This window comes from Streptomyces sp. NPDC001373 (assembly GCF_042895815.1).
Lineage (GTDB): Bacteria > Actinomycetota > Actinomycetes > Streptomycetales > Streptomycetaceae > Streptomyces.
Map to the genome: position 1 here is coordinate 450,972 of NZ_JBIAWQ010000002.1, position 25,510 is coordinate 476,481.

Genomic DNA, 25,510 nt, shown 5'->3' on the forward strand with positions numbered 1-25,510 from the left:
AGTCGGTTGCACGGGTGTGCATGAGCGTCACTCCTGCGCGTGATCAGCGCAAGAGGACAGGCAGTCACGCTGTGGGCCTGAGACGAAGGGGCCTCAGAAACGGGGCGGGTCCCCGACAACCACCCCAGCGAGGGGAGGCCACCGGGGGCCAAGGGGTCAAGCCGGATCGTGTGCGCTCAGGACGGTGATCATCGGCTTTCGGTAGCGCACCCCCTGACCCGATTTCGTGGTGAACTCCACGAGTTCGAGGCAAAGTTCCGCCAGAACCTCACCCTTGTGACGAGACAGCGCCTCGTCAATCTCGTGGACAACCTCCGCAAGCTTCCAAGAGGCCGACTTGAAACGGAACTTGCCAAGGTCGTAATCCTCGGCGAGACGGAACACAAGGTTCGTGTCCGGTGCCGGACCACGGCCAGACTTGGCCTGTGCCTTGCGATCCTCCATGAGGGGAGGGCAACCGCACGGCTGACCCTTGTTCTTTTCCATCAGGGACTCAACGCCATCACAGTGATGGATGAGACCCGAATGACCCCACTGGCAATTTTCCATCGTAAGAGCATTGGGCCCCTCAATGACGATCAGGACCTTATCGAGCTGGGTCACAACCTCATTGAAGTCCTCGCCGCTGGTTTCCCACTCGGCAGGAGTGCCGCCCATGAGTTCAGAAACCTTTTCGGCAATCTCGGGGTCTCCGGTCGTTACTCGCCAAGTCGCAAGGCTCTCCGGCCGGTTACCGACCATGCGTCCCGAACGGAACCTACCCACAAACTCATCTGACATGCGGGCAGAATAACGCCAAGCGAAACAGCGGGATAGCTATTTCGGAGAACCCGCCTAACATTCCTACTGGCCGGTAACATAGCTGGCCCACCCCTTAACGTTAAGGGGCGGTCTGTGCGCTGTGTAAGCGGCGGGGCGTTCGGCGACTTGGAAACCTGTACCGGGGCAGGGATGCTAAACGCTAGCGATCCGGAAAAGGGCCATTTTGGGGTACCCCCGCACCCCTATGGTCACTTTCTGTGGCCTGGGCCGGCAGTCACGCAGCGCGAAATTCGAGACGAACCCAAAGAGTCGCAGCGCTCACAGCGAGGATCACCAAGGGTCGGGCGTGGCCTCCCGCTGCACCCTGGGGATCTCAATTCGTGGCCGGGGATTCAGCGCGCGTGCTGCTGCTGACTCATCCTGAGTTTTTCGCGTGTGATGCCAGCGACACAGCAATTGCAGATTGTCTAGGCTGTGGTCGTCGCCCTGGACTACGTGGTCAACGTCCGTGCCCGCTTCTCCGCAGCGCTGGCCGGTGTCGAGTAGGACGGCCTGACAGCGACCCCCGGCCCGTCGAATTACGCGCTGTCGCAGCTTGGCCCAATTGGCCGGTAGACGGGAACGCCGGTTACTGGTCTCCCATGCCATAAGCGCGGGTCCTTTCGTGCACAGCGGGGCCGAGCCGACTAGTGCCCGACCCCGCTTGAATCGCGGCGCCTAGCTGCGCGTCCAACCTTCTACAGCCCACTCGTTTTCGCGCGTCCCCATACGCTCCTCGGCTAGCTCCTCGGCCTTATCGGCAATCTCGCCTAGCGGCATTGCCAGGAAGTCACCAGAGAGCAGCGGGGAAGTCTCGTTGACCTGCCGGTGAATCGTGTCTAGGGACGTCGTTAGATCAGCGTGCGCCCAGCCCGTACCCCGCAATGGCAGGCAGCGGTAAGACTCATCGGGAATTGCGTCTAGGTGATTCACTGTAAGGTCATGCAGAACGGCGTAACGGCGACGCGCCTCGCCAATGGCACCGGCAATCTCGCTGTACGCCTCGGCCACCTTTACTCGCTGCTCCTTGAAATCTGCAATGACGGCATCCCGGTACGTGGTCAGGAACTTACGGTCTCGCCACAGCACGTCATATGCCGACCGGGCCTTACGTAGATCGGCCACGGACTCGGTAAGCACGAGAGAACAGCTCTCTAGGGCCGTCTCAGCGTCCAGAATTGCAGCGGCGACACTCGGGGCCTTCTTACCGGTCCGGATCGCCTCAGCGCCCTTCTTGACGGCATTCGCGCGTACGTTCTCGACCTCGGCCTCTAGGGAATTCCAACGGTCGGCCAGATCCTCGCAAGCAGCGTACGCGTCGAGAACCTTTTCCCACCGCTCAGCAGCCACGGCCGGGGCCAGGTCGTCGTGCAGCGGGCCGGACGCAAGAGCGAAAACGCTATCAGTAAGGATCTCGTCCGGGTGCTTTGCCCGGTTCACCTTGCCCTCTAGCTCAGCGACACGCGCCTTAGTGCGGTCGGCCGAATCGAGAGCGATACGGATATTACTTGGAGCAAGCTCAAACATGGGGTTTCCTCTCGGGGTTTACGGGGTTACCAACGACGGCCGATGCGGGCGGCTAGCGCCTCACCCTCGACACGCGCTAGGTATTTGTTACGGCGCTTTGTCCATGCGTCGTGTTCCGTCATGCGCTCTAGAAAGTCGTCAGCGTCCGGGCCAGGCGTGCGCGGCTCCGGGTCATCAGCGCGGAACGCCTTTAGTGCACCGTCCCGCTCGTCTATCTCGTGCATTACGCGGATTCGCTCGCGGTATTCATCAGCCTCTCGCTGGGCAGCCTCCCGCGCCCGTGCCTTTTCCTCGTAGTGGTCGAAGCGATCAACGCTGCTGTTTGCCGCGCGACTACGGGACCAGCGGCGGGCGTATTCCTTGTCATAAGACGTAGAGCCGCCGCCACCTTGAACGGCCGCACCTTCCCAGGTAGTCATGGGGATTCCTTTCGGGTACGAAAAAAACCCCCTTACTCGCCGGGTCTCTGCTCAGACCACAGCGGGCAAGGGGGCCCACCGGCGAGGAGTCCGCCGCTGTGTGCGCGCGTGACATCAACTCGCCGAAGAATTAAGGGGGATTGCGGGAGCAGCCGCAGGGAGGGAAGCGGGGTACCCACCCCTTGACGTTAAGGGGTGGTACATGACCGGCCGACGGAGAGGACGACCGGCCACGCGCCAGAAAGAGACACCGAGTTTCCCGAGGGGGCAGCCGAACGTCGCCCCTACCTATAGGGAGGTGAGTGGGGACGATTTCGAGAGGCGCGAAGCGCATGAGCCAATGAAACCCGACCGACTGTGGAAATTCGGTCACCCAATCGTGACGGCCGGCTCAGGGGGTAACCCAGTCGTCGTCGGCTTCAAGCTGCGCCAACCGGATACGCACGGGATTCTGTCGATCCGCGATGGGGGCGTAGTCAATGTTCCAGTCGGCAAGCTCCCGCATAGCGGATACAACGTCGTCCGGCCGCTCTCGCGCATAGTCGGCCAGCACGGACCAGAATTCATCCATGATGACCCAATCCGCTTTGAGCTGAGCCATGCGGTACACCAGCGCAACGGGGCCCGGGATGCTGTCGGGATTGAAGTCCCACCCATCCGCGATGTCCCGCCGCGTGTCGTCCGAAAATTTGTTCTCCAGTTCCAGCACGTAGCGGATGAACGGATCGCTGAGAGCAGACACGGGAACCCCTCCCCTTCGGTTGCAGTGAGGCGGCATCCTACGCCCCTCTAAGGGCCTCACGTGCCCCGCAGCAGGTGTTAGTCCCCCGACTCATCAACGGCCCGCAGGCTCCCTCTCAGCGGCCTTACGGAGCCGGTACGCCTTTTGCTTGTGCGCGTTGCAGCAGAACCGGCGCGGTGCCCCTACCCCGTCCCAACCGGTGTTCTCCTCGCACCCGTCCAGTTCACAGACCGCCTCGTAACGCGCATCCTCGGACTCTCGCTGAGCAGCAGCGGCACAGTTCGCATCGCAATACTTCTGGCTCGCCGTGCGGGGGTCGAAAGCGTCCCGGCAGTATGCGCAGTCACGGCCCACGAGCCGGGCCATGTACTCAGCCTCAGTCATCTTGGCGGCGCGCTTACGAGCCTGCGCACAGCGGGGGGAACATACGACAACCTGTCGCCCGGATAGCGGGCCGTCACAGATCACGCAGCTCAGGGAAAACGTCAGCATTTTGGTTGCTCCTCGTGGTGTTACGAAGAGTGCTGCTGTTGTACCTAGTTCCATCTAAGGAGCTGCTTTCCATTGCCCCTGACTGGAACTAGGTACATACACTCTTCATTACGTAACAGAGATAGAAAAACAAGAAGAAGGGGGGGACCGGCTCACCCCTCCCGCTGTGCCGCTCGCTGCTTACGTGCGCGGTATGAGGCGCGATCCCGGCAGCGCTGCCCGCAGTACAGGGCCGGACGACCAAACCCCTTGTCCTGTACGGGGTGTACGCAGTCGGGACCGGCGCAGCCGTCAGCGGGGAACAACAGGGCATCGACGATTTCCAGCGCTGAAACGATGGACTGGTGAGCACTGGACGCTGCGGGGTCGCCGGTGAACATGGCCTCTCGCGTTGCCTGCTCGGCGTCTGCGATGTGGCGACGGATCATGGCGCGGCTCCCCTTGCCGAGAGTGGAAAGGTTGTTATTCATAGGTTGGTCTCCTCTAATGTCCGTGGAAGTAGTACCCGATTCCGCGTTAGTCCGCGTAAGGGGCATGTGACGGGGTGGTGGATTCCGTGAATGTCCGCGCAAGTGCAGGGGCATTCCGTGTTAGTCCGCGTAAGGACTACGCGGCTTGGGTTGGTTCCCGCGAAAGTCCGCGCAAGGCGAGTGTCATTCCGCGTTAGTCCGTGAAAGTAGGACAGGGAAAACCCCCGCCAGGGAGTGACGGGGGTTTCTCTGGGGAGGGCGGCAGAACGTTTATGCGGGATTCTCGGCGTAACCGACCAGCAGTGCCAACCGGGCTGCCTGTAGGTCGGGAGAGTTCCCGAGATTCTTACGGAACGCCCGAACGAGTCGGCCGCGCTTTGTCGTCTCCTCGCTGGCCCATGAGTCCATTCGGGCGCTGAGCATTTCAAGGTCAAGCGTGTTCGTGATGGGCACTGCGCACCTCCTCGCTGTCTTTCCTGTAAGCGGTTCCGATCTGCACGAGGGGTGCCAGTTAAGCGCCATAAGTTACCGATGGGTAATATGTAAAGTTCGGCTGCTCCTGTGAACCGCTGTACGGCCGTCTGCGGGCATGGGAAAGCCCCGGCGGGGAAATGCCTCACCGAGGCTCTCACTGGCTCTCAGGTGGCCCTACATGGTCTTGCTGGCCGCCCTGTGCCTCTCCCTCTCCACAGCGGCTCTCATGCGCGCTGCGCGTTCCTCCTTGACCCGCTTCAACTGCTCAGCCGCAGCAAGCTTTTCGGACCGCCTGCCGTCCCGTTGGCGCAGCCTCTCGGCGTCTCGCTCGGCCCGCTCCCGCTCCTCTGCCTCGGCGCGTGCGGCCCGCTCCCTCTCGACCTTCCTGCGGGCGGCTGCGGCCTTCCGGCGCTCCTCGGCCTCTCGCTCCTCCCGCTCCCGCTGTGCGAGCCGGGCCGGGGTGTTCGCGGCCACGGTCGCGATGAGTTCGGCGGCTATCTCCTCGGGGGTCGGGTGGTGCCTCACGCTGTGCTCTCCATGGTCTTTGTGCGGTTCTGGGTCGGGACATTACGGGGCGAGGCTGACAGCGTTTCGGGCTCGGCCTCGTCGGCAGCGATGGCCGCAAGTTCCGCCGCTTCGGGGTCGGTCTCTCGAACCCATGCCGGGCCCTCGAACGTCATGGACACCCGCGAGGGATCGAACCGCTTCGGTGCCCCCGGCGTCGCCGGACGGATCACCACCCGCGCCCCCATGTCGGCGAGCAGGCCCCGCCGCCCTTCCTCGTTACGGCGCTCCCACTCGTCAGCCACGGTGCCCCCGGCGTCCACCCATCGGCCCTCGGCGTGATTGGCCTCCGCGCGCAAGTCCGCCTGTCGCTTCTCCAGCGTTCCCAGTTGGGCGATGACCACGCGCGCCGCAGTCCCGTTCGGGTCAAGCTGTGCAAGGTTTCCTGCGAGCCGTTCAATCTGCGTCGTCACCTCGGAGAGCTGGAGTACCGCGCTGCCGTCAGGCTCCGCCCAGCGCTGCAAGTTGAATCGGCCAAACCGCCGCAGGAAGTCCGCAAACACGGTCTCTTCAAGGTTGCGAGCGATGATCACGTTCGGGGCGTGGATGCCGCGCTTGCCTACGCCCTTGCGGCATACGTACGTGCTGTAGTCCTTGCCCTTGACGGCGCGGCGCTGCCTGTACATCGGGCCGTCGCACTCGGAGCAGCGCGCCACGTGCAGCAGCGGCGACTTTCCGGAGCGGGAGCGATCGTTGCCACGGCCTACGGCCCGACTGTCGATAGATGCGCGGACGGCCGCCCACGTCTCGCCGTCGAGGATCTCCGGCCCCACAGACAGGGGGATGCCCTCGGTATCCAGTACGGGTTGGTGGGTCAGCGCGCCCCGCTTGTCGCCGGGTGCTGCCTGCACAAGCCAACCGCGCATGGCGGGGGTGTAGAGCACGTCCCGAAGCGTGCTCAGGTGCCACCGGTTTCCGCGCAGCTTGCGGCCGTCGCGGGCGCGTGCGTGGTCAGCGGGCGGAAGAACGCCCCGAGCGTTGAGGTCGTGCATAAGACCCGTGAGCGTCGCCCCGTGGTTGATCAGCTTGTCCGCGCATTCGCGGATGATCGCTGCGGCTGCCTCATCGACGGCCCATCGCTTGTCGTTGATCGGACCGACGACGTGGTACCCGTACGGCGCCAGCCCGCCCAGGTGGTTACCGCGCGCCCGAAAGTGTTCCTTGCTCGCTGTGATGCGGGCCTTGATCATGTCGCGCTCGTACTCGGCGAACGCAGCGAGAACGTTGATGATGATGGACGCGTTTTCGGGGCTGACCACACCATCGGCGGTGACCACGGTTGCGTTGGTGGTCTTGGCTGCGTCGAGGAGCCGCTGAAACTCCAGGACGCTGCGGGCGTACCGGTCGAGCTTGGCGGCAAGCACGTAGTCAGCGCGGGGCATCCACGCCAGTACCTCCCGCATACCGGGGCGGTCTTCCAGCTTGCTCGCGCCGCTGACGTTCGTATCGGTGGCGACGTGCACCACCTTCCACCCGCGCTGTGCGGCGTACGCCTTGCAGGCGGCAATGCGGTGGTCGGGTGCTTCCTCGGCGAACAGGCGGGACAGCCGGTCGTAGATGACAACGGTCTTTTGGCTCATGTGGACCCCGAGCGAGTCACGCCCCCGGTAGAGGGAGGCGAATCGGCGCCATACCGCTATGCACGGTTAGGCGGGGCACTCGGGGGGCTGCGGCACGGTCCACGCCAATGCCGCCGAGCATGTTCCGGCCCGGCTGGAGGCGCTCGGCACCGCTGCCGGGCTCGACCGGGCCGCCCTGCACAGCCAGGTGGCGGCCGCGCTGACCCTCGTGGTCCATCTGGTCCGGGACCGGTCGGGGCGCCGGCGGGTGGCCGAGGTGCATGTGCTGGAGCGGGATCCGGCCGGGCTGGTGGTGACGGTCCCCGCGCTGCGCTGGGGAGCGCGGGGCTTCGTACGGGAGCGGGGCTGGGAGCGACTCGGTCCGCTGCTGCGGGGTGCCCGGTGAACGCCGGGGCGCTCGGGTCGGTGCCGGTGTTCGCCGGGGTGCTCTGCGCCGGTGCGGCCGCCTGGGGGCTGGCCGGGGGCGGTGGGGCGACCCGCCGGGCCCGGCTGGTGCTGACGGGGGGAGTTCCGGGCGTGCCGGGCGGGCCGTCCCCCGGATGGCGGCTGGTGGCCGCGGCGCGGGTGCGGGCCGCCCGGTGGCGGGAGGGGGCGGCGCTCGCGGCCGGGGTGCTGGTCGCCGTCCTCGGCGGTTCGGTGATCCCGCTGGTGCTGGGGGCGGCCTCGGTGCCGCTGCTGCGCCGGTGGCTGCGGGCCCGGGAGCGTGAGCGGGCGCGGGCTGCCCGGGCCGGCGCGGTGGTGGCCCTGTGCACGGCCGTGGTCGGGGAGCTGAGGGCGGGTGCCCAGCCCGGGCCGGCGCTGACGGCGGCGCTGCGGCGTACGGCGGCCTCTCCGGACGGCCCGGGACCGGCCGAGACGGCCGTCCTGGCGGCCGCGGCGTTCGGCGGGGACGTGGCCTTCGCCCTGGGCGAGGCGGCGCGGGAGCCGGGCGCGGAGGGGCTGGCCGGGATGGCGGCCTGCTGGCGGGTCTCGGTGGACGGCGGCGCGGGCCTCGCGGCGGGGCTGGACCGGCTGGAGGGCGCCCTGCGGGCCGAGCGGGACCGCAAGGAGTCGCTGCGGGCCCAGCTGGCCGGAGCGAGGTCGACGGCGGTGGTGCTCGCGCTGCTGCCGCTGGTGGGGCTGCTGATGGGGACCGCGCTCGGGGCGGATCCGCTGCGGGTGCTGCTGCACTCCCCGGTGGGGTGGGGCTGCCTGGCGGCGGGCGGAGTGCTGGAGGCGCTGGGGCTGCTGTGGTGCCGGCGGATCGTACGGATGGGGGAGCGGTGAGGGGCGGGCCGGCGGTCCACAGCCTGGGGACGGCGCTGTGCCTGGCGGCGGCGGTGTGGTGCCTGGCGTCGGCCGTGTCGGCGCGGATGGGGCGGCGGGCGGTGCGGCGCAGGCTCGCCGCGGTCATACCGGTGGCGGAGCCTGTGCGGCGCGGGCCGCGGTGGGTGCCCCGGGTGGGGACGGCGGCCGTGGCCTGGGCGGGGCCCGCCGGGGCGCTGCTGGCGGGCTGGGCGCTGGTCGGCGGGGTGTGGGGGCCGGCGGCCGGGTGCGCTGCGGCGGCGGTCGTGCGGTGGTGGTCGCTCCGGCCCCGGCCACCCGCCGGGGTCGACCCCCGGGAGGCGGAACGGGAGCTGCCGTTCGCGGCCGACCTGCTGGCCGCCTGTCTCGCGGCGGGCGCGGGGCCGGTGGAGGCGGCCGAGGTGGTGGGGGAGTCGCTGGGCGGGCCGGTGGGCGAGCGGCTGGCGCTCGCGGGGGCGGAGCTGCGGCTCGGCGGTGAACCGGGCGCGGCGTGGGGGAGCCTGGCGGGGATACCCGGGGCGCGGGCGCTGGCGGAGTGCCTGGAGCGCGCCGCGCGGACGGGGGCGCCGGCGGCGGAGCCCGTCTCCCGGCTGGCGGCGGCCCTGAGGGCGGACCGCTCCCGGCGGGCGGCCGCCCGGGCGCAGCGGGCCGCGGTGCTCGTCACCGCGCCGGTGGGGCTGTGCTTCCTCCCCGCGTTCCTCGCGGTCGGGGTGGCGCCGGTGGTGATCGGAATGGCGTCCGGTCTGCTGTCGGCCGGCTGAAATCCCGAAGCCCCCGTGCTTCGCCGTGGAGTTCCGGAATCACAAACCTGAAATCACATCAAGAACGTAATCCCACAGGAGGTTGTCATGAGGATCGCCGGGTTTCGTCTGCGGGCGGCTCTGAGGCGTCGCGGGAGCGACGCGGGAATGTCGACGTCGGAATACGCCATGGGCACGATCGCGGCCTGTGCGTTCGCCGCGGTTCTGTACAAGGTGGTGACGAGTGACGTGGTCTCGGCGGCACTCCAGTCGACCATCGGGAAGGCGCTCGATGCGCCCTTCTGAGCGAAAGCCGCCGCCCTTTGCGGACAGGGGATCCGCGGACCGGGGCTACGTGACGGCGGAGGCGGCACTCGTCATTCCGGCCCTGGTGCTGTTCGCGGCGCTGCTGGTGTGGGCGCTGATGGCGTCGGCCGCGCAGATCCGGTGTGTGGACGCCGCCCGGGCCGGTGCCCGGGCGGCGGCCCGGTCGGAACCGGTCGAGGCCGCTCTGGCGGCGGCCCGGCAGGCGGCCCCGCCGGGGGCGCGGGTGGAGCTGGAGCGGACCGGGGACCTGTGGCGGGTGCGGGTGGCGGCGCCCGCCCCGGGTCCGGCCGGGCTGCCGGTACGGATCGGGGCGCGGGCGGTGGCCCTGGCCGAGGACAGCATCGGGCCGCCGCCGTGAGCCGGGACCGGGGCTCCGCGACGGTGTGGGCCACCGTGGTGGCGACGGCGCTGGTGGCGGTGTTCGGGGGCGTGCTGCTGCTCGGGCAGGCGGTGGTTGCCCGGCACCGGGCGGGCGCCGCGGCCGATCTGGCGGCCCTCGCGGCGGCGGCCACCTGGGCGCACGGCCCACAGGACGCCTGCGCGGCGGCCGGGCGGGTGGCGGCGGCCCAGGGGGCCGAGGTCGCAGGGTGCCGTGTCGGGGGCGAGGTGGCCGAGGTGACCGCGGTGGTCCGGGCCGGTCCCTTCGCCCCCGCGGTCCGGGCCCGTGCGGGCCCGCCCCTGGCTCCCGTGAGACCGCCCGCGGCCCCCGGCGGGCGGTCAGGGGGCGGGGGCGAGGAGGCGGGTGAGGAGGCGGATCGCGCCGCGCTTGTGGAGGGGGTCGTTGCCGTTGCCGCACTTGGGGGACTGGATGCAGGAGGGGCAGCCCGCCTCGCATTCGCAGGCGGCGATGGCATCCCGGGTGGCCGTCAGCCACTCCCGGGCCGTGTGGAAGGCCCGCTCCGCGAAGCCGGCGCCGCCCGGGTGGCCGTCGTAGACGAACACCGTGGGCAGCAGGGTGTCAGGGTGCAGCGGGACGGAGACGCCTCCGATGTCCCAGCGGTCGCAGGTGGCGAAGAGCGGGAGCAGGCCGATGGAGGCGTGCTCGGCGGCGTGCAGGGCGCCGCCGAGGATCTCCGGGTCGATCCGGGCCTCGTCGAGCTGGTCCTCGGTGACCGTCCACCACACAGCCCGGGTGCGCAGGGTGCGCGGCGGCAGGTCCAGCTTGGCCTCGCCGAGCACCTCGCCGGTGATCAGCTTGCGGCGCAGGTAGGACACGACCTGGTTGGTGACCTCGACGGAGCCGTAGCAGAGCCGGGCCCCGCCCCACGGGATCTGCGTCTCGGTCTCCAGGATCGAGATCGAGGTGGTGTCGCGGGCCGTGGTCGAGAAGGGCGGGTCCGCCTCCTCGACCAGGGCCACGGACTCCTCCAGGTCCAGCCGGCGCACCAGGTAGGTGCGGCCCTGGTGGAGGTGGACGGCGCCGTCGTGGACGGCGGTGTGGGAGGCGGACTCGTCGACGGTGCCCAGCAGGCGGCCGGTCGCGGCCTCGACGATCTGGACCGGGCGGCCCCCGCCGCCGCGGATGTCGGCCAGGTCGCAGGCCCGCTCCCGGCGGGTCCAGTGCCAGGCCGCGGTCCGCCGCCGCAGCAGCTTCGCCGCCTCCAGCTGCGGCATCAGCCCGGCCGCGGCCGGCCCGAAGAGGTCGAGGTCGGCCTCGGTCAGGGGGAGCTCGGCGGCGGCCGCGCACAGGTGCGGGGCCAGCACGTAGGGGTTGTCGGGATCCAGCACGGTGGCCTCCACCGGCTGCCGGAAGAGCGCCTCGGGGTGGTGGACCAGGTAGGTGTCCAGCGGATCGTCGCGGGCGATCAGCACGGCCAGGGCGCCCTGTCCCGACCGGCCGGCGCGCCCGGCCTGCTGCCACAGCGAGGACCGGGTGCCCGGATAGCCGGTGATCAGCACGGCGTCCAGGCCGGACACGTCCACGCCGAGCTCCAGGGCCGTGGTGGCGGCCAGCCCCAGCAGCTCCCCGGAGTGCAGGGCCCGCTCCAGGGCGCGGCGCTCCTCGGGCAGGTAGCCGCCCCGGTAGGCCGCGACCCGCCGGGGCAGGGACCGGTCGACCTCCGCCAGCCGTTCCCGGGCGATCACGGAGATCAGCTCGGCCGCGCGCCGGGACCGCACGAAGGCCACCGTCCGGACCCCCTGGAGGACCAGGTCGGTCAGCAGGTCGGCGGTCTCCGCCGTGGCGGTGCGGCGCACCGGGGCGCCCTTCTCGCCCTTGAGCTCGGTCAGCGGCGGCTCCCACAGGGCGAAGACCACCTCGCCGCGCGGCGAGGCGTCGTCGGTGATCCCGGTGACCGGTACGCCGGTCAGCCGGGAGGCGGCGGCCGCCGGGTCGCCTGCGGTCGCGGAGGCCAGCAGGAACACCGGCGCGGAGCCGTAGCGGGCGCACAGCCGGCGCAGCCGCCGCAGTACCTGGGCGACGTGGGAGCCGAATACCCCCCGGTAGCTGTGGCACTCGTCGACGACCACGTAGCGCAGGGCCTTCAGGAAGGAGGACCAGCGGGGGTGGGAGGGCAGTATGCCGCGGTGCAGCATGTCGGGGTTGGTCAGCACGTAGTTGGCGTACTGGCGCACCCACTCGCGTTCCTCCACGGGCGTGTCCCCGTCGTACACGGCCGGTCGCACGGCGTTTCCGAGAGGGGCGGCCAGCTCCCGGACGGCCCGCCGCTGGTCGGCCGCCAGAGCCTTGGTCGGAGCCAGGTAGAGGGCGGTCGCACCCCGCCCGTTCGGCGCCTCGGCGCCGTCGGCGAGGGCGGAAAGCACGGGGGCCAGGTAGGCCAGGGACTTGCCGGAGGCGGTTCCGGTGGCGACGACCACCGACTCGCCGTCCAGGGCGTGCTCGGCGGCGGCCGCCTGGTGTTCCCATGGGTGTTCGATGCCCGCGGCCCGGATCGCCGCGACCACATCCGTTCGGACGCGGTGCGGCCAGACCGCATGACGGCCCTTTCGAGGGGGCAAGTGCTCCGTATGGGTGATGCGCGCAGCTCGGGAAGGCCCCCGTGACAGGCGGTCCAGGACGGCGCCGGGGGTGGGTCGCGGGTCCTCCGGTGCCGTGGCCGGACCGGGGCGGTGAGTGTTGGCCATTGGTACCGAGTGTGTCACCGGAGTGCGGGACAATGGACTCAAGGCGTCGTGCGCGCCTGCCGGTAAGTGATTGAATGCCATCGCGGCAGCCGATCCCTCCCCTACCTTCGGGTGGGAGGCCCCTGGGGGGCGCCGCTCGATAGCAAGGTGCTGGAGGATCCGTGGACCTGTCCCTGTCGACTCGCACTGTCGGCGACCGCACGGTCGTAGAGGTCGGTGGCGAGATTGATGTGTATACCGCGCCCAAGCTGCGCGAGCAGTTGGTGGAGTTGGTGAACGACGGCAGCTACCACCTGGTTGTCGACATGGAGCGAGTGGACTTCCTCGACTCCACCGGCCTCGGTGTGCTCGTGGGAGGCCTCAAGCGCGTCCGCGCGCACGAGGGCTCGCTGCGTCTGGTCTGCAACCAGGAGCGCATCCTGAAGATCTTCCGGATCACCGGTCTGACGAAGGTGTTCCCGATCCACACCTCTGTGGACGACGCCGTCAGCGCCACCGACTGACGGCTCCCGGCGAGCGCCGCCCCGGCGGCGCGGGAGCCGACGAGGAGCAGGGGGTACCGGACCACGGGTGGTCCGGGCCCCTGTCAAGGCACGCCTGTAGTCCGAGGGGGACGAACATGGCCACCGTTGAACTGCGTTTCAGCGCCCAGCCCGAACACGTCCGTACGGCCCGCCTGGTCGCGGCCGCCGTGGCGCGCCGGGCCGGGGTGGAGGAAGCCGTCCTCGACGAGGTCCGCCTCGCCGTGGGTGAGGCCTGTTCCCGTGCCGTCGGACTGCACCGCAGCAACGGGCTGACCGCGCCCGTCCGGGTGGTGCTGATCGAGGAGGAGAAGCTGTTCTCCATCGAGGTCGGCGACCAGGTGCCCGGGCCGGGCGGCGGCTCGTCCGAGCCGGTGCCGGGCATGGACGCGGCCCTGGACCGGGAGGCCGACGGCGAGGACGAGATGGGGCTCGCGGTGATCAGCGGGCTCGTCGACGACGTCTCGGTGACCAGTGGGGAATCGGGCGGAACGATCCGCATGCGGTGGCCCGTCTCCGGCGTCGCCGATCTTCCGTAAGGCCCCGCCCGTCCTATCTTCCGATCTTTATCAAGGCCCTGCTGAGCAGGGCCTTTTTCATTTCCCGGGAAATCCTCTAGATCGCTGATCGACCGTCAATGGCTTTGTCCCATTACTTCTTTCGAGGGTAAAGGAGTGATGCGATCTATTGCTGAGGAGCAGGAGCACGCCAATTCCGTTTCACGCCCACTGTTTTGATCGGGTCGCGCTCCCTACAATCCGTCCACATCTTGAGCTCATCACGTCAAGGAGGACGAATGACGGGGCTCTTCACCCCCCAAGCAGCGGTTCCCGCCGATGATCTGGCGGCCGCAGTACTCACCGATGACAACCGGCTGATCGTGTTCGTCATCGCGGGCATCGCACTGGCCGCGCTCGTCGTCGCGCAGATCCTGGTCCGCCAGGTCCTCGCAGCCGACGAGGGCACCAGCAACATGAAGAAGATCGCTGCGGCGGTGCAGGAGGGCGCGAACGCCTATCTGGGCCGCCAGTTGCGCACCCTCGGCATCTTCGCCGTCGTGGTCTTCTTCCTGCTCTTCCTGCTCCCCGCCGACGACTGGACGCAGCGCTCGGGGCGCTCCGCCTTCTTCCTCGTCGGCGCCCTCTTCTCGGCCACCACCGGCTACATCGGCATGCGCCTCGCGGTCCGCGCCAACGTCCGCGTCGCCGCGGCCGCCCGCGAGGCCACCCCCGCCGAGGGCGAGCCCGCCAAGGACCTGACCGAAGTGGCCCACAAGGCCATGAAGATCGCCTTCCGCACCGGTGGCGTGGTCGGCATGTTCACCGTCGGCCTCGGCCTGCTCGGCGCCTCCTGCGTCGTGCTCGTCTACGCCGCCGACGCCCCCAAGGTCCTGGAGGGATTCGGCCTCGGCGCCGCGCTCATCGCGATGTTCATGCGCGTCGGCGGCGGCATCTTCACCAAGGCCGCCGACGTGGGCGCCGACCTGGTCGGCAAGGTCGAGCAGGGCATTCCGGAGGACGATCCGCGCAATGCCGCGACCATCGCCGACAACGTGGGCGACAACGTCGGCGACTGTGCGGGGATGGCGGCCGACCTCTTCGAGTCGTACGCCGTCACCCTCGTGGCCGCCCTCATCCTCGGCAAGGCCGCCTTCGGCGACCTCGGCCTCGCCTTCCCGCTGATCGTGCCGGCCATCGGCGTCGTCACCGCCATGATCGGCATCTTCGCCGTGGCCCCCCGCCGCGCCGACCGCAGCGGGATGACCGCGATCAACCGGGGCTTCTTCATCTCCGCCCTGATCTCCCTGGTGCTCGTCGCCGTCGCCGTCTACGCCTACCTGCCGGCCACCTACAAGGAGCTCGCCGGGGTCGAGGACCCCGCGATCCTGGCCCACTCCGGGGACCCGCGCGTCCTGGCCGTGGTCGCCGTCGCCATCGGCATCGTGCTCGCGGCCCTGATCCAGCAGCTCACCGGCTACTTCACCGAGACCACCCGCCGCCCCGTCCGCGACATCGGCAAGACCTCGCTGACCGGCCCGGCCACCGTCGTCCTCGCCGGCATCTCCGTCGGCCTGGAGTCCGCCGTCTACACGGCGCTGCTCATCGGCCTCGGCGTCTACGGGGCCTTCCTGCTCGGCGGCACGTCGATCATGCTCGCGCTCTTCGCGGTGGCCCTGGCCGGCACCGGCCTGCTCACCACCGTCGGCGTCATCGTCGCGATGGACACCTTCGGACCCGTCTCCGACAACGCCCAGGGCATCGCGGAGATGTCCGGCGACGTCGAGGGCGCGGGCGCCCAGGTCCTCACCGACCTCGACGCCGTCGGCAACACCACCAAGGCCATCACCAAGGGCATCGCGATCGCCACGGCGGTCCTGGCCGCCGCCGCGCTCTTCGGCTCGTACAACGACGCCATCACGAACGCGGTCAGGACGGTCGGCGCCAAGGCCGGGGAGATGAACCTCAGCCTCGCCATCGCCCAGCCCAACAACCTGGTCGGTCTGATCCTGGGCGCGGCCGTCGTGTTCCTGTTCTCGGGCCTGGCCATCAACGCCGTGTCCCGCTCCGCGGGCGCCGTCGTCTACGAGGTGCGCCGCCAGTTCCGCGAGCACCCCGGGATCATGGACTACACGGAGAAGCCCGAGTACGGGCGCGTCGTGGACATCTGCACCAAGGACGCCCTGCGCGAACTGGCCACGCCCGGCCTGCTCGCGGTGCTCACCCCGATCGCCGTCGGCTTCACCCTCGGCGTCGGCGCTCTCGGCTCCTTCCTCGCGGGCGCCATCGGCTGCGGCACCCTGATGGCGGTGTTCCTCGCCAACTCCGGCGGCGCCTGGGACAACGCGAAGAAGCTCGTGGAGGACGGCCACCACGGCGGCAAGGGCAGCGAGGCCCACGCCGCGGTCGTCATCGGCGACACCGTCGGCGACCCGTTCAAGGACACCGCCGGCCCGGCCATCAACCCGCTCCTGAAGGTCATGAACCTGGTGGCCCTGCTGATCGCCCCGGCCGTCGTGCAGTTCAGCTACGGCGAGGACACCAGCGCGGCCGTACGGGCGATCGTCGCCGCGATCGCGCTCCTGATCATCGTCGGCGCGGTGTACGCGTCCAAGCGGCGCGGCATCGCCGTCGGCGACGAGGAGGGCGCGGACGCGACCGCGGAGCGCGTGGGCAAGCCGGCGGACCCGGCGCCCGTCTCCTGACCCCGCTGACCCCCTGAGGGCGGACCGCGGCCCCTTGGGCCGACCGGCCCGGGGATGCGCCCGAACGGCGGACGGGCGGCGCGTACTGACGCGCCGTCCGTCCGCCTTTCTGCGTGCTCCGATGGCGGGCGTGTATCTTCCGGCCGAGAGCCTTCGAAGGGACCAATCCGGTGAACAAGAAGCTTGCGACCGCGGTGTCCTGCGGTGCAGTACTGATGCTCGTGCTGTCCGGCTGCGGCGGTGACGACGACGGCGACAAGAAGGCTGACGCCTGGGCCAAGAAGGTCTGCGACAAGTGGGAGCCCGAGCTCACCAAGATCAAGACCACCAATGACGAGCTGAAGCGGGTCGCCTCGCAGAGCAGCAAGCCCGAGGAGGTCCAGAAGACCGACTCGGCAGCCTTCCAGACGCTGTCCGACTCGTACAAGAGCATGGCGGGCTCCCTGACGGCAGCCGGCACGGCCCCGGTCGCGGACGGCAAGACCGCCCAGGACTCCGTGGTGAAGAGCTACGGCGAGATCTCCAAGGGCTACACCGATCTCAAGACGAAGATCGACGCGCTGGACCCCAAGGACCAGGCCAAGTTCGCGGACGGCCTCCAGCAGGTCGCGGGCGGCCTCACGGAGGTCGCGGCCAACGAGACCGCGAGCAAGGAGAAGCTCAACTCGACGGGCCTCAAGGTGATCTACACCCAGAAGGGCTGCCAGGTCTCGGCACCCAAGTGACCGCCCCCGCGCGGCGCGCGGGCGGCCGCACGCCGTCCGCGGCGGCCGGGATCCCCGACGGGTCCGGCCGCCGCGCCCCGCGCGGCCCCGGCCGGACCGTCCGGGGAGCCCCCGGATGCCCCGTCGCGCCCCGCGCTTCGCACGGATCGCCGGTACCAGCGGCCACAATGGACGCGTGAGTACCACCAGCCTCCCCAAGCCCGACCGCGCCGCCGAGCTCCGCAAGGCGTTCCTCGCCGCCGGTTTCACCGCCGACGGGTTGCTCGACCTGCTCGGCGCCCCCGCCTACGCCGCGCTCGCCCGCAGCGAGACGGTCCCCGCCCTGCGCGCCACCCGCAGCCACGGCGACGCCCCCCTCGCCACGCTGGTCCGGCTGTTCCTCCTGCAGTGCCCCGTGCCCCACGCGCACGCCGCGCAGGCGCTGCCCCTGGAGGCGGCGCTCGCCGACGGCTGGCTGCGGCGGGAGGAGGTCGCCGACGGCGAGGACACGGTGCACGCCACCGTCGACGTGCGCCCGTACGGCGGCCCCGACGGCGAGGACTGGTTCATCGCCTCCGACCTCGGCTGCGCCGTCGGCGGGGCCGGCGGCATCGGCAGCCGTGAGGAGGGCGTCGTCCTCGGCGTCGGCGGCGCCTCCACCACCCTGGCCGGGATCACCGTCCGCGTCCCCGTCGGATCCGCCCTCGACCTGGGCACCGGATCGGGGATCCAGGCGCTGCACGCCGCCCGGCACGCCACCCGCGTCACCGCCACCGACGTCAACCCGCGCGCCCTGGAATTCACCCGGTTGACGCTGGCACTCTCCGGGGCCCCGGAGGCCGAGCTGCTCGCCGGGTCCCTGTTCGAGCCCGTCGGCGACGCGACGTACGACCTGATCGTGTCCAACCCGCCCTTCGTCATCTCCCCCCGCGCCCGGCTCACGTACCGGGACGGCGGGATGGGCGGCGACGACCTGTGCCGCACCCTCGTCCAGCAGGCGGGGGAACACCTCAACCCGGGCGGGTTCGCGCAGTTCCTCGGCAACTGGCAGCACGTCGAGGGCGAGGACTGGCACGACCGGGTCCGCTCCTGGGTGCCGCGCGGCTGCGACGCGTGGATCGTGCAGCGCGACGTACAGGACGTGACGCAGTACGCGGAGCTGTGGCTGCGCGACGCCGGCGACCACCGCACCGAGCCGGCCGAGTACGCCGCGCGCTACGAGGCCTGGCTCGACGAGTTCGAGTCGCGGGGGACCAAGGCCGTCGGCTTCGGCTGGATCACACTGCGCCGCACCGACGCGGCCGAGCCCTCGATCGTGGTCGAGGAGTGGCCGCACACGGTGGAACAGCCGCTCGGCGAGACCGTCCTGGCGCACTTCGCCCGCCAGGACTACCTGCGCGAGCACGACGACGCCGCCCTGCTGGCCGGGCACTTCCGGCTGACCGCGGAGGTCGTCCAGGAGCAGGTCGGCGCGCCCGGCGCGGAGGACCCCGAGCACGTGGTGCTCCGGCAGAACCGCGGGATGCGCCGGGCCACCAAGGTGGACACGGTCGGCGCGGGCTTCGCCGGCGTCTGCGACGGCTCGCTCAGCGCGGGCCGGATCCTCGACGCGATCGCGCAGCTGGTCGAGGAGGACCCGGTCCTGCTGCGCGACCGGACCCCGGAGGCGATCCGGATGCTGGTCGAGCAGGGCTTCCTGGAGCCCGTCCAGGAGCAGGGCCGGTAGCCGTCCCGGGGCCGCCGAGCCGCGAACCCGTGATGTAACCCGGGGTTCGCCCGCCGTATCCCCACGGGTGGCAGGCTCCCGGGCAGCGGGGGATTCGGGGGGATCCCCCGGGCGGCCCGGGGTGAAGGGGGAACGGCATGGAACGCGGTCCGGCGGTCTTCGCGGCGGGCGTGTTCCTGCTGTTCGGGGCCGCTCTTCTGGTCTGGACGGGGGCGCGCGTCGGCCGTCGTGCGCCGGTGGCCGAAGGCGTGCGCCCCGCGGTGGCCGTTCCGCTCGCCCTGCTCGCCGGCGCGGGGTCGCTGGCCCTGGGAGTCTGGTGCCTCCAGCGGTTCTGAGGCGCGGACCGGCGATGATCTCCACCGGGGTGTGAAACCCGACGTCGCGGCGGGTGCGGGGGTGGGGCCAGACGGCCCCCAGGCCACCCGGCCCGGTGACCGGGAGGGGTCCGGCGCGGCATCCGGGCGGCAGAAATGGCACTTGTCGGGTTACCGTTCGAGTGGCCGTTGCGGGCTTGTGCCGTTTGACACGGGGGCGGGTTGTACCGTCACACTCCGCAGCGTCGCCGTACCGCGACCGAGTGCCGACCGGAGAGAAGAGCCAAGTTGTCCCCGACTAGCGAGACCGCAAAGGGCGGCCGCCGACTCGTCATCGTCGAGTCCCCTGCCAAGGCGAAGACGATCAAGGGCTACCTCGGCCCGGGATACGTCGTCGAGGCGAGCGTCGGGCACATCCGCGACCTGCCGAACGGCGCCGCCGAGGTCCCCGACAAGTACACCGGCGAGGTGCGCCGCCTCGGCGTGGACGTCGAGCACGACTTCGCGCCGATCTACGTCGTCAACGCGGACAAGAAGGCCCAGGTCAGGAAGCTCAAGGACCTGCTGGCCGAGTCCGACGAGCTCTTCCTCGCCACCGATGAGGACCGCGAGGGCGAAGCCATCGCGTGGCACCTCCAGGAAGTCCTCAAGCCCAAGGTCCCCGTCCACCGGATGGTCTTCCACGAGATCACCAAGGACGCCATCCGGGATGCCGTCGCCAACCCGCGCGAGCTGAACCAGCGCATGGTCGACGCCCAGGAGACCCGCCGCATCCTCGACCGCCTCTACGGCTACGAGGTCTCGCCGGTCCTGTGGAAGAAGGTCATGCCGCGGCTGTCGGCCGGCCGCGTCCAGTCCGTGGCCACCCGCCTCGTCGTCGAGCGCGAGCGCGAGCGCATCGCCTTCCGCTCCGCCGAGTACTGGGACCTGACCGGCACCTTCGGCACCGGCCGCGCCGGCGACGCGTCCGACCCGTCGTCGCTGGTCGCCCGCCTGAACACGGTCGACGGCAAGCGCGTCGCGCAGGGCCGCGACTTCGGCCCGAACGGGCAGCTCAAGGGCGAGGTGCTGCACCTCGACGAGGCCGGCGCGCGAGCGCTCGCCGCCGCGCTCCAGGGCGCCGACTTCTCCGTCCGCTCGGTCGAGTCCAAGCCGTACCGCCGCTCCCCGTACGCCCCCTTCCGCACGACGACCCTCCAGCAGGAGGCCTCGCGCAAGCTGGGCTTCGGCGCGAAGGCGACGATGCAGGTGGCGCAGAAGCTGTACGAGAACGGCTTCATCACCTACATGCGTACGGACTCCACCACGCTCTCCGACACCGCGGTGGCGGCGGCGCGGGCGCAGGTCACCCAGCTCTACGGGGCCGACTACCTGCCCGAGAAGCCGCGCGTCTACGCCGGCAAGGTCAAGAACGCGCAGGAGGCGCACGAGGCGATCCGGCCTTCGGGTGATCGTTTCCGCACCCCGGCCGAGACGGGCCTGACCGGCGACCAGTTCCGCCTGTACGAGCTGATCTGGAAGCGGACCGTCGCCTCCCAGATGAAGGACGCCACCGGCAACTCGGTCACCGTGAAGATCGGCGGCCGGGCGGCCGACGGGCGCGACGCCGAGTTCAGCGCCTCCGGCAAGACGATCACCTTCCACGGCTTCATGAAGGCCTACGTCGAGGGCGCCGACGACCCGAACGCCGAGCTCGACGACCGCGAGCGCCGGCTGCCGCAGGTCGCCGAGGGCGACGCGCTGACCGCCGAGGAGATCACCGCCGACGGCCACGCGACCAAGCCCCCGGCCCGCTACACCGAGGCCTCGCTGGTCAAGGAGCTGGAGGAGCGGGAGATCGGCCGCCCGTCGACGTACGCGTCGATCATCGGCACGATCCTCGACCGCGGCTACGTCTTCAAGAAGGGCACGGCGCTCGTCCCCTCCTTCCTGTCCTTCGCCGTCGTGAACCTGCTGGAGACCCACTTCGGCCGGCTCGTCGACTACGACTTCACCGCCAAGATGGAGGACGACCTCGACCGCATCGCGCGGGGCGAGGCCCAGTCCGTGCCGTGGCTGAAGCGGTTCTACTTCGGCTCCGAGGACGCCTCCGAGGTCGTCCCGGCCGACGGCGACCACCTCGGCGGCCTGAAGGAGCTGGTCACGGACCTCGGAGCGATCGACGCCCGGGAGATCTCCTCCTTCCCCGTCGGCGACGGCATCGTGCTGCGCGTCGGCCGCTACGGCCCGTACGTGGAGAAGGGCGAGAAGGACGCGGAGGGCCACCAGCGGGCCGACGTCCCCGACGACCTCGCCCCGGACGAGCTCACGATCGCGTATGCGCAGGAACTGCTCGCCGCGCCGAGCGGGGACTTCCAGCTCGGCAAGGACCCCGTCAGCGGCAACGAGATCGTCGCCAAGGCCGGCCGCTACGGGCCGTACGTGACGGAGGTGCTGCCCGAGAGCACGCCGAAGACCGGCAAGAACGCGGTCAAGCCGCGGACGGCCTCGCTCTTCAAGAGCATGTCCCTGGACACGGTCACCCTCGAGGACGCCCTCAGGCTGATGTCGCTTCCCCGCGTGGTCGGCGCGGACGCGGAGGGCGTGGAGATCACGGCCCAGAACGGCCGCTACGGCCCGTACCTGAAGAAGGGCACGGACTCGCGGTCCCTGGAGACCGAGGACCAGCTCTTCTCGATCACGCTGGACGAGGCCCTCGCGATCTACGCCCAGCCGAAGCAGCGGGGCCGGGCCGCGGCCAAGCCGCCGCTGAAGGAGCTGGGCACCGACCCGGTCAGCGAGAAGCCGGTGGTCGTCAAGGACGGCCGCTTCGGCCCGTACGTGACGGACGGCGAGACGAACGCGACGCTGCGGCGGGACGACGACGTCGAGACGATCACGCCGGAGCGGGGCTACGAGCTGCTCGCGGAGAAGCGGGCCAAGGGCCCGGCGAAGAAGACCGCGAAGAAGGCCCCCGCGAAGAAGGCCCCCGCGAAGAAGGCGCCGGCGAAGAAGGCGACGACGGCGGCGGCCAAGAAGACGGCCGCGAAGAAGACGACGGCTTCGGCGGCCAAGAAGACGGCGGCGAAGAAGACGACGACGGCCGCCGCCGCGAAGAAGGCGGCCGCCGCGGCCCCGGCGGACGAGTAGTCGCCCCGCCCGTCCTCCTCCCCGGCCACCGCCGGAGAGGAGGACGGGACCGGCTCCGCGCGGCCGCCTCCGGAAGGTGGGTCCGGGGTCACATGCGACGGCGTCCACAGGCCACGGCGACGGCCCATCACAGCGGATAGGCTGGGCGGATGACGCGAGCCGAGCAGCCCCCGGTCGTGACCGCCTCCGAGAACCCCGCCTACGACGAAGCCCTAGCCGCGGACTCCCGCGAGCGAGCGGTGCGCGCCCTGCTGCGCACGCCCGGGCTGCGCCGGCTGTGGAGCGCCCAGCTGGTGAGCGGCATCGGCGACGCCCTCGCCCTGCTGGTCCTCGTCCTGCTGACGCTCCAGGCGACCGTCACGACCACCACCGGCGGCCTCTTCGGCACCGGCTACCGGGGCGCGGCCCTCGCCGTCGCCGCCGTCTTCGCGGTGCGCGTCCTCGCCACCGTCCTGTTCGGCGCGGTCCTTCTCGGACCGCTGGCCCGGTTCACCGCCCCCGGCGGGAAGCTGGACCGCCGCTGGACGATGGTCGGCGCGGACGGCCTGCGGATCGTGCTGTTCGTCGTCGCCCCGCTCTGGCTGGACTGGATCCCGGCGCACGCCACGACCGCCCTGCTGGCCACCGTCCTCGTCTCCGGCGCCGCCGAGCGCGTGTGGACCGTGGCCAAGGAGAGCGCCGCGCCCGCGCTGCTGCCCGCGACGCCGCCGGAGGGGGCGACCGTCCGCCCGCTCCCGGACCACCTCGACGCCCTGCGCCGCCTCAGCCTGCGCACGGCCTTCGCGGCGATGCCCGCCGCGGCCGCCGCCCTGCTCGTCGCGACCCTGGTCGGCCGGGCGCTGGGCCTGGGCGTGGACTGGTTCGCCGTGAACCAGTCGGCGCTGGGGTCGTACGTCGCCGCCGGGCTGTTCGCCGCGTCCGTCTCGCTGCTGCTGCCGCTGGCGCTGCCCGCGGTGAAGACCTCGCGGCCGCGTTCCCCGCTGGAGGGGCTGCGGCCTCCCCGGGCGGGCGACCGGACCGAGAAGGGCCGTACCGGCGCGATCCCGCTCCTCGTACTGGCCTGCGCCGCCGTCTCCGGAGCCGTGGCCTCCGCGGCCTCCGTCTCCGTACTGCACGCCTTCGACCTGGGCGGCGGTCCTTCCTCGTACGCCCTGATGGTGCTCGCCCTCGTCGGCGGCACCGGCGTCGGGATCCGCGCCTCCCAGGCCGGCAAGGTGCTGCCCGGGCTGTCCCGTCGCCGGCTGCTGGCCCTGGCCACGGCGGTCACCGGGCTGGCGCTGCTGCTGAGCGGGCTGGTCCGGGACACGGCGACCGTGCTGTTCCTGGCGCTGCTCGCGGGCACCGCCGCCGGCGTCGCCGCCAACACCGGCCACACGCTGCTCGACCAGGAGACCGAGGAGTTCCGCCGGGCCCGGGTCACCGAACACCTCCAGGCCGTGGTCCGGGTGGCCGTGGCCGTCGGGGCGGTGGCCGCCCCCCTGCTGGCCGCCGCGATCGGCCCGCACCGGCTGGACGCCGGCCGGATCGTCCTCACGCACGGAGGCGCGGCCTACACCCTGATGCTGGTCGGCGCGCTCCTGCTGCCCGCCGCCGTCGTGGTCCTCACCAAGGCCGACGACCGCGGAGGCGTACCGCTGCGCCGCGACCTGCGCGACGCGCTGCGCGGCGGGGAGCCCGTACAGACCCCGTCCGCGACCGGGTTCTTCATCGCCCTGGAGGGCGGCGACGGCGCCGGCAAGTCCACCCAGGTCGAGGCGCTGGCCGACTGGATACGGAGCAAGGGCCACGAGGTCGTCGTGACCCGGGAGCCCGGCGCCACCCCGGTCGGCAAGCGGCTCCGCTCGATCCTCCTCGACGTCTCCTCGGCCGGGCTGTCGAACCGCGCCGAGGCGCTGCTGTACGCCGCCGACCGCGCGGAGCACGTCGACACGGTCGTGCGGCCCGCCCTGGAGCGGGGGGCGGTGGTCATCTCCGACCGCTACATCGACTCCTCGGTGGCCTACCAGGGTGCCGGGCGCGACCTGTCCCCGACCGAGATCGCCCGGATCTCGCGCTGGGCCACGGACGGCCTGGTGCCGAACCTGACCGTGCTGCTCGACGTGTCCCCGGAGGCCGCCCGGGAGCGGTTCACCGAGGCGCCCGACCGGCTGGAGTCCGAGCCGACCGAGTTCCACCAGCGGGTGCGGGCCGGCTTCCTGACGCTCGCCGCCGCCGACCCCGGGCGCTACCTGGTGGTCGACGCCGGCCAGGACCCCGGCTCCGTGACCACCGTCGTGCGCCACCGCCTGGACCGGATGCTCCCGCTGTCGGAGGCGGAGGTCGCCGCGCAGCTGGAGGCCCGCCGCCTCGCGGAGGAGGAGGCCCGGCGCAAGGCCGAGGCGGAGGCCGCCCGCAAGGCGGAGGAGGCCCGGCTGAAGGCCGAGGAGGAAGCCCGCCTGGCCCGGGAGGCAGAGGAGGCCCGGATCAGGGCCGAGGAGGAGGCCGCGGAGGCCCGGCGCAAGGCCGAGGCGGAGATCGCCGAGGCGCGTCGTCTCGCCGAGGCGGAGGCCGCCGAAGCGCGCCGCCTTGCCGAGGCGGAGGCCGCCCGCAAGGCGGAGGAGGCCCGGCGCAAGGCCGAGGAAGCCCGGATCAGGGCCGAGGAGGAGGCCCGGGCACGGGCCGAGGCCGAGCGGCTGCGCGCGGAGGCCGAGGAGCGGGCCCTGGCCGCCGAGCGGGAGCGGATCCGGCTCCAGGAGGCGGAGGAGGCCCGGCTGCGCGCCGAGGCGGAGGAGCGCCGGCTGGAGAAGCAGCGGCGGGCCGAGGAGGCCCTGCTGCGCGCCGAGGAGGCGCGCAGGCTCGCGGAGGCCTCGGCCGCCGCTGCCGCCGCGCCGAAGGCCCCCGAGGCTCCCGCGTCCAAGGTCGTGATGAGCAAGGAGCCGCTGCCGGCGGACGAGGCCGTCACCGTCGAGACGCCGGTGGTGCGCCGGTTCGTGCAGCCCGACGACGTCACCCAGACGGTGCCGGTGCCCAAGATCGACCCGTCCGCGGCGCGCGCGGCGGACGAGACGGCGGTCCTGCCCGCCGTACGGCCCGACGGCCAGGCCCCCGCCGCCCCGGGCGGCCGGACCCGCCCGGCGGAGCGGCCGACCGCCCCGCACACGCAGGAGCCCCCGGCCGACCGGGTTCCGCCGGAGATCTTCCGGGACTCGGCGAACGACGTGACCCGCGAGCTCCCCGTCTTCGACGAGGACGGCCGGCCGCGCGGTACCACGCCCGACCGCGCCGGGTCGGCCCCGGCGGAGGACGACCAGCCGACCCTCGCGGACGAGTTGCTGGGCCCGCGCCCGGACGGCGGCGACGACCGCGGCGACGCCGGCGGCCGCGGCGGCCGGCGCTGGCGCCGCTGACCCGGCGGGCGGGCGCTCCCGGCG

General features: G+C 71.3%; 20 protein-coding genes and 2 pseudogenes. 14 read left to right on the forward strand and 8 right to left on the reverse strand.

Annotation, left to right across the window (positions count from 1 at the left end; all coding sequences use genetic code 11):
* Nucleotides 1-156: 156 nt before the first annotated feature.
* The 7 genes from ACFY15_RS07515 to ACFY15_RS07545 all read right to left on the reverse strand — a co-directional run bounded on the left by ACFY15_RS07515 (nt 157) and on the right by ACFY15_RS07545 (nt 7,069).
* The gene (locus tag ACFY15_RS07515; RefSeq protein WP_390825135.1) at nt 157-780 is read right to left on the reverse strand and encodes a hypothetical protein; all 624 of its coding nucleotides are present in this window, start codon (nt 778-780) and stop codon (nt 157-159) included.
* 699 nt (nt 781-1,479) lie between these two features.
* Nucleotides 1,480-2,328, reverse strand: coding sequence for a hypothetical protein (locus ACFY15_RS07520; protein WP_390825136.1), 849 nt, complete (start codon nt 2,326-2,328; stop codon nt 1,480-1,482).
* Nucleotides 2,329-2,354: 26 nt separating this feature from the next.
* Nucleotides 2,355-2,747, reverse strand: a complete 393-nt coding sequence (locus ACFY15_RS07525) for a hypothetical protein (RefSeq protein ID WP_390825137.1) — start codon at nt 2,745-2,747, stop codon at nt 2,355-2,357.
* A gap of 391 nt (nt 2,748-3,138) precedes the next feature.
* A complete protein-coding gene (locus tag ACFY15_RS07530) occupies nt 3,139-3,489 on the reverse strand; it encodes a hypothetical protein (protein WP_390825138.1) in 351 nt (116 codons plus the stop codon).
* A 644-nt stretch (nt 3,490-4,133) separates the two neighbouring features.
* Nucleotides 4,134-4,451, reverse strand: coding sequence for a hypothetical protein (locus ACFY15_RS07535; RefSeq protein WP_390825139.1), 318 nt, complete (start codon nt 4,449-4,451; stop codon nt 4,134-4,136).
* Nucleotides 4,452-5,099: 648 nt separating this feature from the next.
* Nucleotides 5,100-5,450, reverse strand: a complete 351-nt coding sequence (locus ACFY15_RS07540) for a hypothetical protein (RefSeq protein ID WP_390825140.1) — start codon at nt 5,448-5,450, stop codon at nt 5,100-5,102.
* The gene (locus tag ACFY15_RS07545) at nt 5,447-7,069 is read right to left on the reverse strand and encodes a recombinase family protein (RefSeq protein ID WP_390825141.1); all 1,623 of its coding nucleotides are present in this window, start codon (nt 7,067-7,069) and stop codon (nt 5,447-5,449) included. Before ACFY15_RS07545 ends, ACFY15_RS07540 begins: the two co-directional genes overlap by 4 nt.
* 73 nt (nt 7,070-7,142) lie before the next feature.
* Between ACFY15_RS07545 and ACFY15_RS07550 the strand changes: the two are divergent.
* The 6 genes and pseudogenes from ACFY15_RS07550 to ACFY15_RS07575 all read left to right on the forward strand — a co-directional run.
* A pseudogene (locus ACFY15_RS07550) lies at nt 7,143-7,454 on the forward strand (ATPase, T2SS/T4P/T4SS family); the annotation flags it as partial.
* Nucleotides 7,451-8,335 carry a type II secretion system F family protein gene (locus ACFY15_RS07555; RefSeq protein WP_390825142.1) on the forward strand — a complete coding sequence of 295 codons (885 nt, stop codon included), beginning with the start codon at nt 7,451-7,453 and terminating at the stop codon, nt 8,333-8,335. The pseudogene ACFY15_RS07550 and the gene ACFY15_RS07555, both read left to right, overlap by 4 nt.
* Nucleotides 8,332-9,114: a type II secretion system F family protein gene (locus ACFY15_RS07560; RefSeq protein WP_390825143.1), complete on the forward strand. Its 783-nt coding sequence runs from the start codon at nt 8,332-8,334 to the stop codon at nt 9,112-9,114. The genes ACFY15_RS07555 and ACFY15_RS07560 overlap by 4 nt, the downstream gene beginning before the upstream one ends.
* An 87-nt stretch (nt 9,115-9,201) precedes the next feature.
* On the forward strand, nt 9,202-9,399 hold the full coding sequence (locus ACFY15_RS07565) for a DUF4244 domain-containing protein (protein ID WP_390688114.1): 198 nt from the start codon (nt 9,202-9,204) through the stop codon (nt 9,397-9,399).
* Nucleotides 9,386-9,778, forward strand: a complete 393-nt coding sequence (locus tag ACFY15_RS07570) for a TadE family type IV pilus minor pilin (RefSeq protein WP_390825144.1) — start codon at nt 9,386-9,388, stop codon at nt 9,776-9,778. Before ACFY15_RS07565 ends, ACFY15_RS07570 begins: the two co-directional genes overlap by 14 nt.
* 59 nt (nt 9,779-9,837) lie before the next feature.
* Nucleotides 9,838-10,035 (forward strand): annotated as a pseudogene (locus ACFY15_RS07575) (Rv3654c family TadE-like protein); the annotation flags it as partial.
* A gap of 102 nt (nt 10,036-10,137) precedes the next feature.
* Here ACFY15_RS07575 and ACFY15_RS07580 read toward each other — a convergent pair.
* Nucleotides 10,138-12,585, reverse strand: a complete 2,448-nt coding sequence (locus ACFY15_RS07580; RefSeq protein ID WP_390825145.1) for a DEAD/DEAH box helicase — start codon at nt 12,583-12,585, stop codon at nt 10,138-10,140.
* Between the two features lie 80 nt (nt 12,586-12,665).
* On the opposite strand from ACFY15_RS07580, the gene bldG reads away from it, so the two are divergent.
* The 8 genes from bldG (at nt 12,666) to tmk (ending at nt 25,486) form a co-directional block, all read left to right on the forward strand.
* Nucleotides 12,666-13,007: an anti-sigma factor antagonist BldG gene (gene bldG / locus ACFY15_RS07585; protein WP_049716377.1), complete on the forward strand. Its 342-nt coding sequence runs from the start codon at nt 12,666-12,668 to the stop codon at nt 13,005-13,007.
* Between the two features lie 116 nt (nt 13,008-13,123).
* Nucleotides 13,124-13,564, forward strand: coding sequence for an ATP-binding protein (locus ACFY15_RS07590; RefSeq protein ID WP_390688111.1), 441 nt, complete (start codon nt 13,124-13,126; stop codon nt 13,562-13,564).
* A gap of 257 nt (nt 13,565-13,821) precedes the next feature.
* Complete coding sequence (locus ACFY15_RS07595; RefSeq protein ID WP_390825146.1) at nt 13,822-16,227, forward strand: sodium-translocating pyrophosphatase; 2,406 nt, start codon at nt 13,822-13,824, stop codon at nt 16,225-16,227.
* A 170-nt stretch (nt 16,228-16,397) separates the two neighbouring features.
* Nucleotides 16,398-16,952: a small secreted protein gene (locus ACFY15_RS07600; RefSeq protein WP_390825147.1), complete on the forward strand. Its 555-nt coding sequence runs from the start codon at nt 16,398-16,400 to the stop codon at nt 16,950-16,952.
* Between the two features lie 175 nt (nt 16,953-17,127).
* On the forward strand, nt 17,128-18,657 hold the full coding sequence (locus tag ACFY15_RS07605; RefSeq protein WP_390825148.1) for a methyltransferase: 1,530 nt from the start codon (nt 17,128-17,130) through the stop codon (nt 18,655-18,657).
* Nucleotides 18,658-18,794: 137 nt separating this feature from the next.
* A complete protein-coding gene (locus ACFY15_RS07610) occupies nt 18,795-18,992 on the forward strand; it encodes a hypothetical protein (protein ID WP_390825149.1) in 198 nt (65 codons plus the stop codon).
* A 267-nt stretch (nt 18,993-19,259) separates the two neighbouring features.
* Complete coding sequence (gene topA, locus ACFY15_RS07615; protein ID WP_390688107.1) at nt 19,260-22,100, forward strand: type I DNA topoisomerase; 2,841 nt, start codon at nt 19,260-19,262, stop codon at nt 22,098-22,100.
* A 149-nt stretch (nt 22,101-22,249) separates the two neighbouring features.
* On the forward strand, nt 22,250-25,486 hold the full coding sequence (gene tmk, locus ACFY15_RS07620) for a dTMP kinase (RefSeq protein WP_390688106.1): 3,237 nt from the start codon (nt 22,250-22,252) through the stop codon (nt 25,484-25,486).
* The last annotated feature ends 24 nt before the right edge of the window (nt 25,487-25,510 follow it).

Excerpts from the sequence above, each read along its gene's own strand:
- ACFY15_RS07525 (WP_390825137.1), bottom strand. The coding sequence starts at position 2,747 with ATGACTACCTGGGAAGGTGCGGCCGTTCAAGGTGGCGGCGGCTCTACG.
- tmk (WP_390688106.1), top strand. The coding sequence starts at position 22,250 with ATGACGCGAGCCGAGCAGCCCCCGGTCGTGACCGCCTCCGAGAACCCC.
- ACFY15_RS07565 (WP_390688114.1), top strand. The coding sequence starts at position 9,202 with ATGAGGATCGCCGGGTTTCGTCTGCGGGCGGCTCTGAGGCGTCGCGGG.
- ACFY15_RS07545 (WP_390825141.1), bottom strand. The coding sequence starts at position 7,069 with ATGAGCCAAAAGACCGTTGTCATCTACGACCGGCTGTCCCGCCTGTTC.
- ACFY15_RS07535 (WP_390825139.1), bottom strand. The coding sequence starts at position 4,451 with ATGAATAACAACCTTTCCACTCTCGGCAAGGGGAGCCGCGCCATGATC.
- ACFY15_RS07520 (WP_390825136.1), bottom strand. The coding sequence starts at position 2,328 with ATGTTTGAGCTTGCTCCAAGTAATATCCGTATCGCTCTCGATTCGGCC.
- ACFY15_RS07610 (WP_390825149.1), top strand. The coding sequence starts at position 18,795 with ATGGAACGCGGTCCGGCGGTCTTCGCGGCGGGCGTGTTCCTGCTGTTC.
- ACFY15_RS07570 (WP_390825144.1), top strand. The coding sequence starts at position 9,386 with ATGCGCCCTTCTGAGCGAAAGCCGCCGCCCTTTGCGGACAGGGGATCC.
- ACFY15_RS07515 (WP_390825135.1), bottom strand. The coding sequence starts at position 780 with ATGTCAGATGAGTTTGTGGGTAGGTTCCGTTCGGGACGCATGGTCGGT.
- ACFY15_RS07595 (WP_390825146.1), top strand. The coding sequence starts at position 13,822 with ATGACGGGGCTCTTCACCCCCCAAGCAGCGGTTCCCGCCGATGATCTG.
- ACFY15_RS07590 (WP_390688111.1), top strand. The coding sequence starts at position 13,124 with ATGGCCACCGTTGAACTGCGTTTCAGCGCCCAGCCCGAACACGTCCGT.
- ACFY15_RS07580 (WP_390825145.1), bottom strand. The coding sequence starts at position 12,585 with ATGGCATTCAATCACTTACCGGCAGGCGCGCACGACGCCTTGAGTCCA.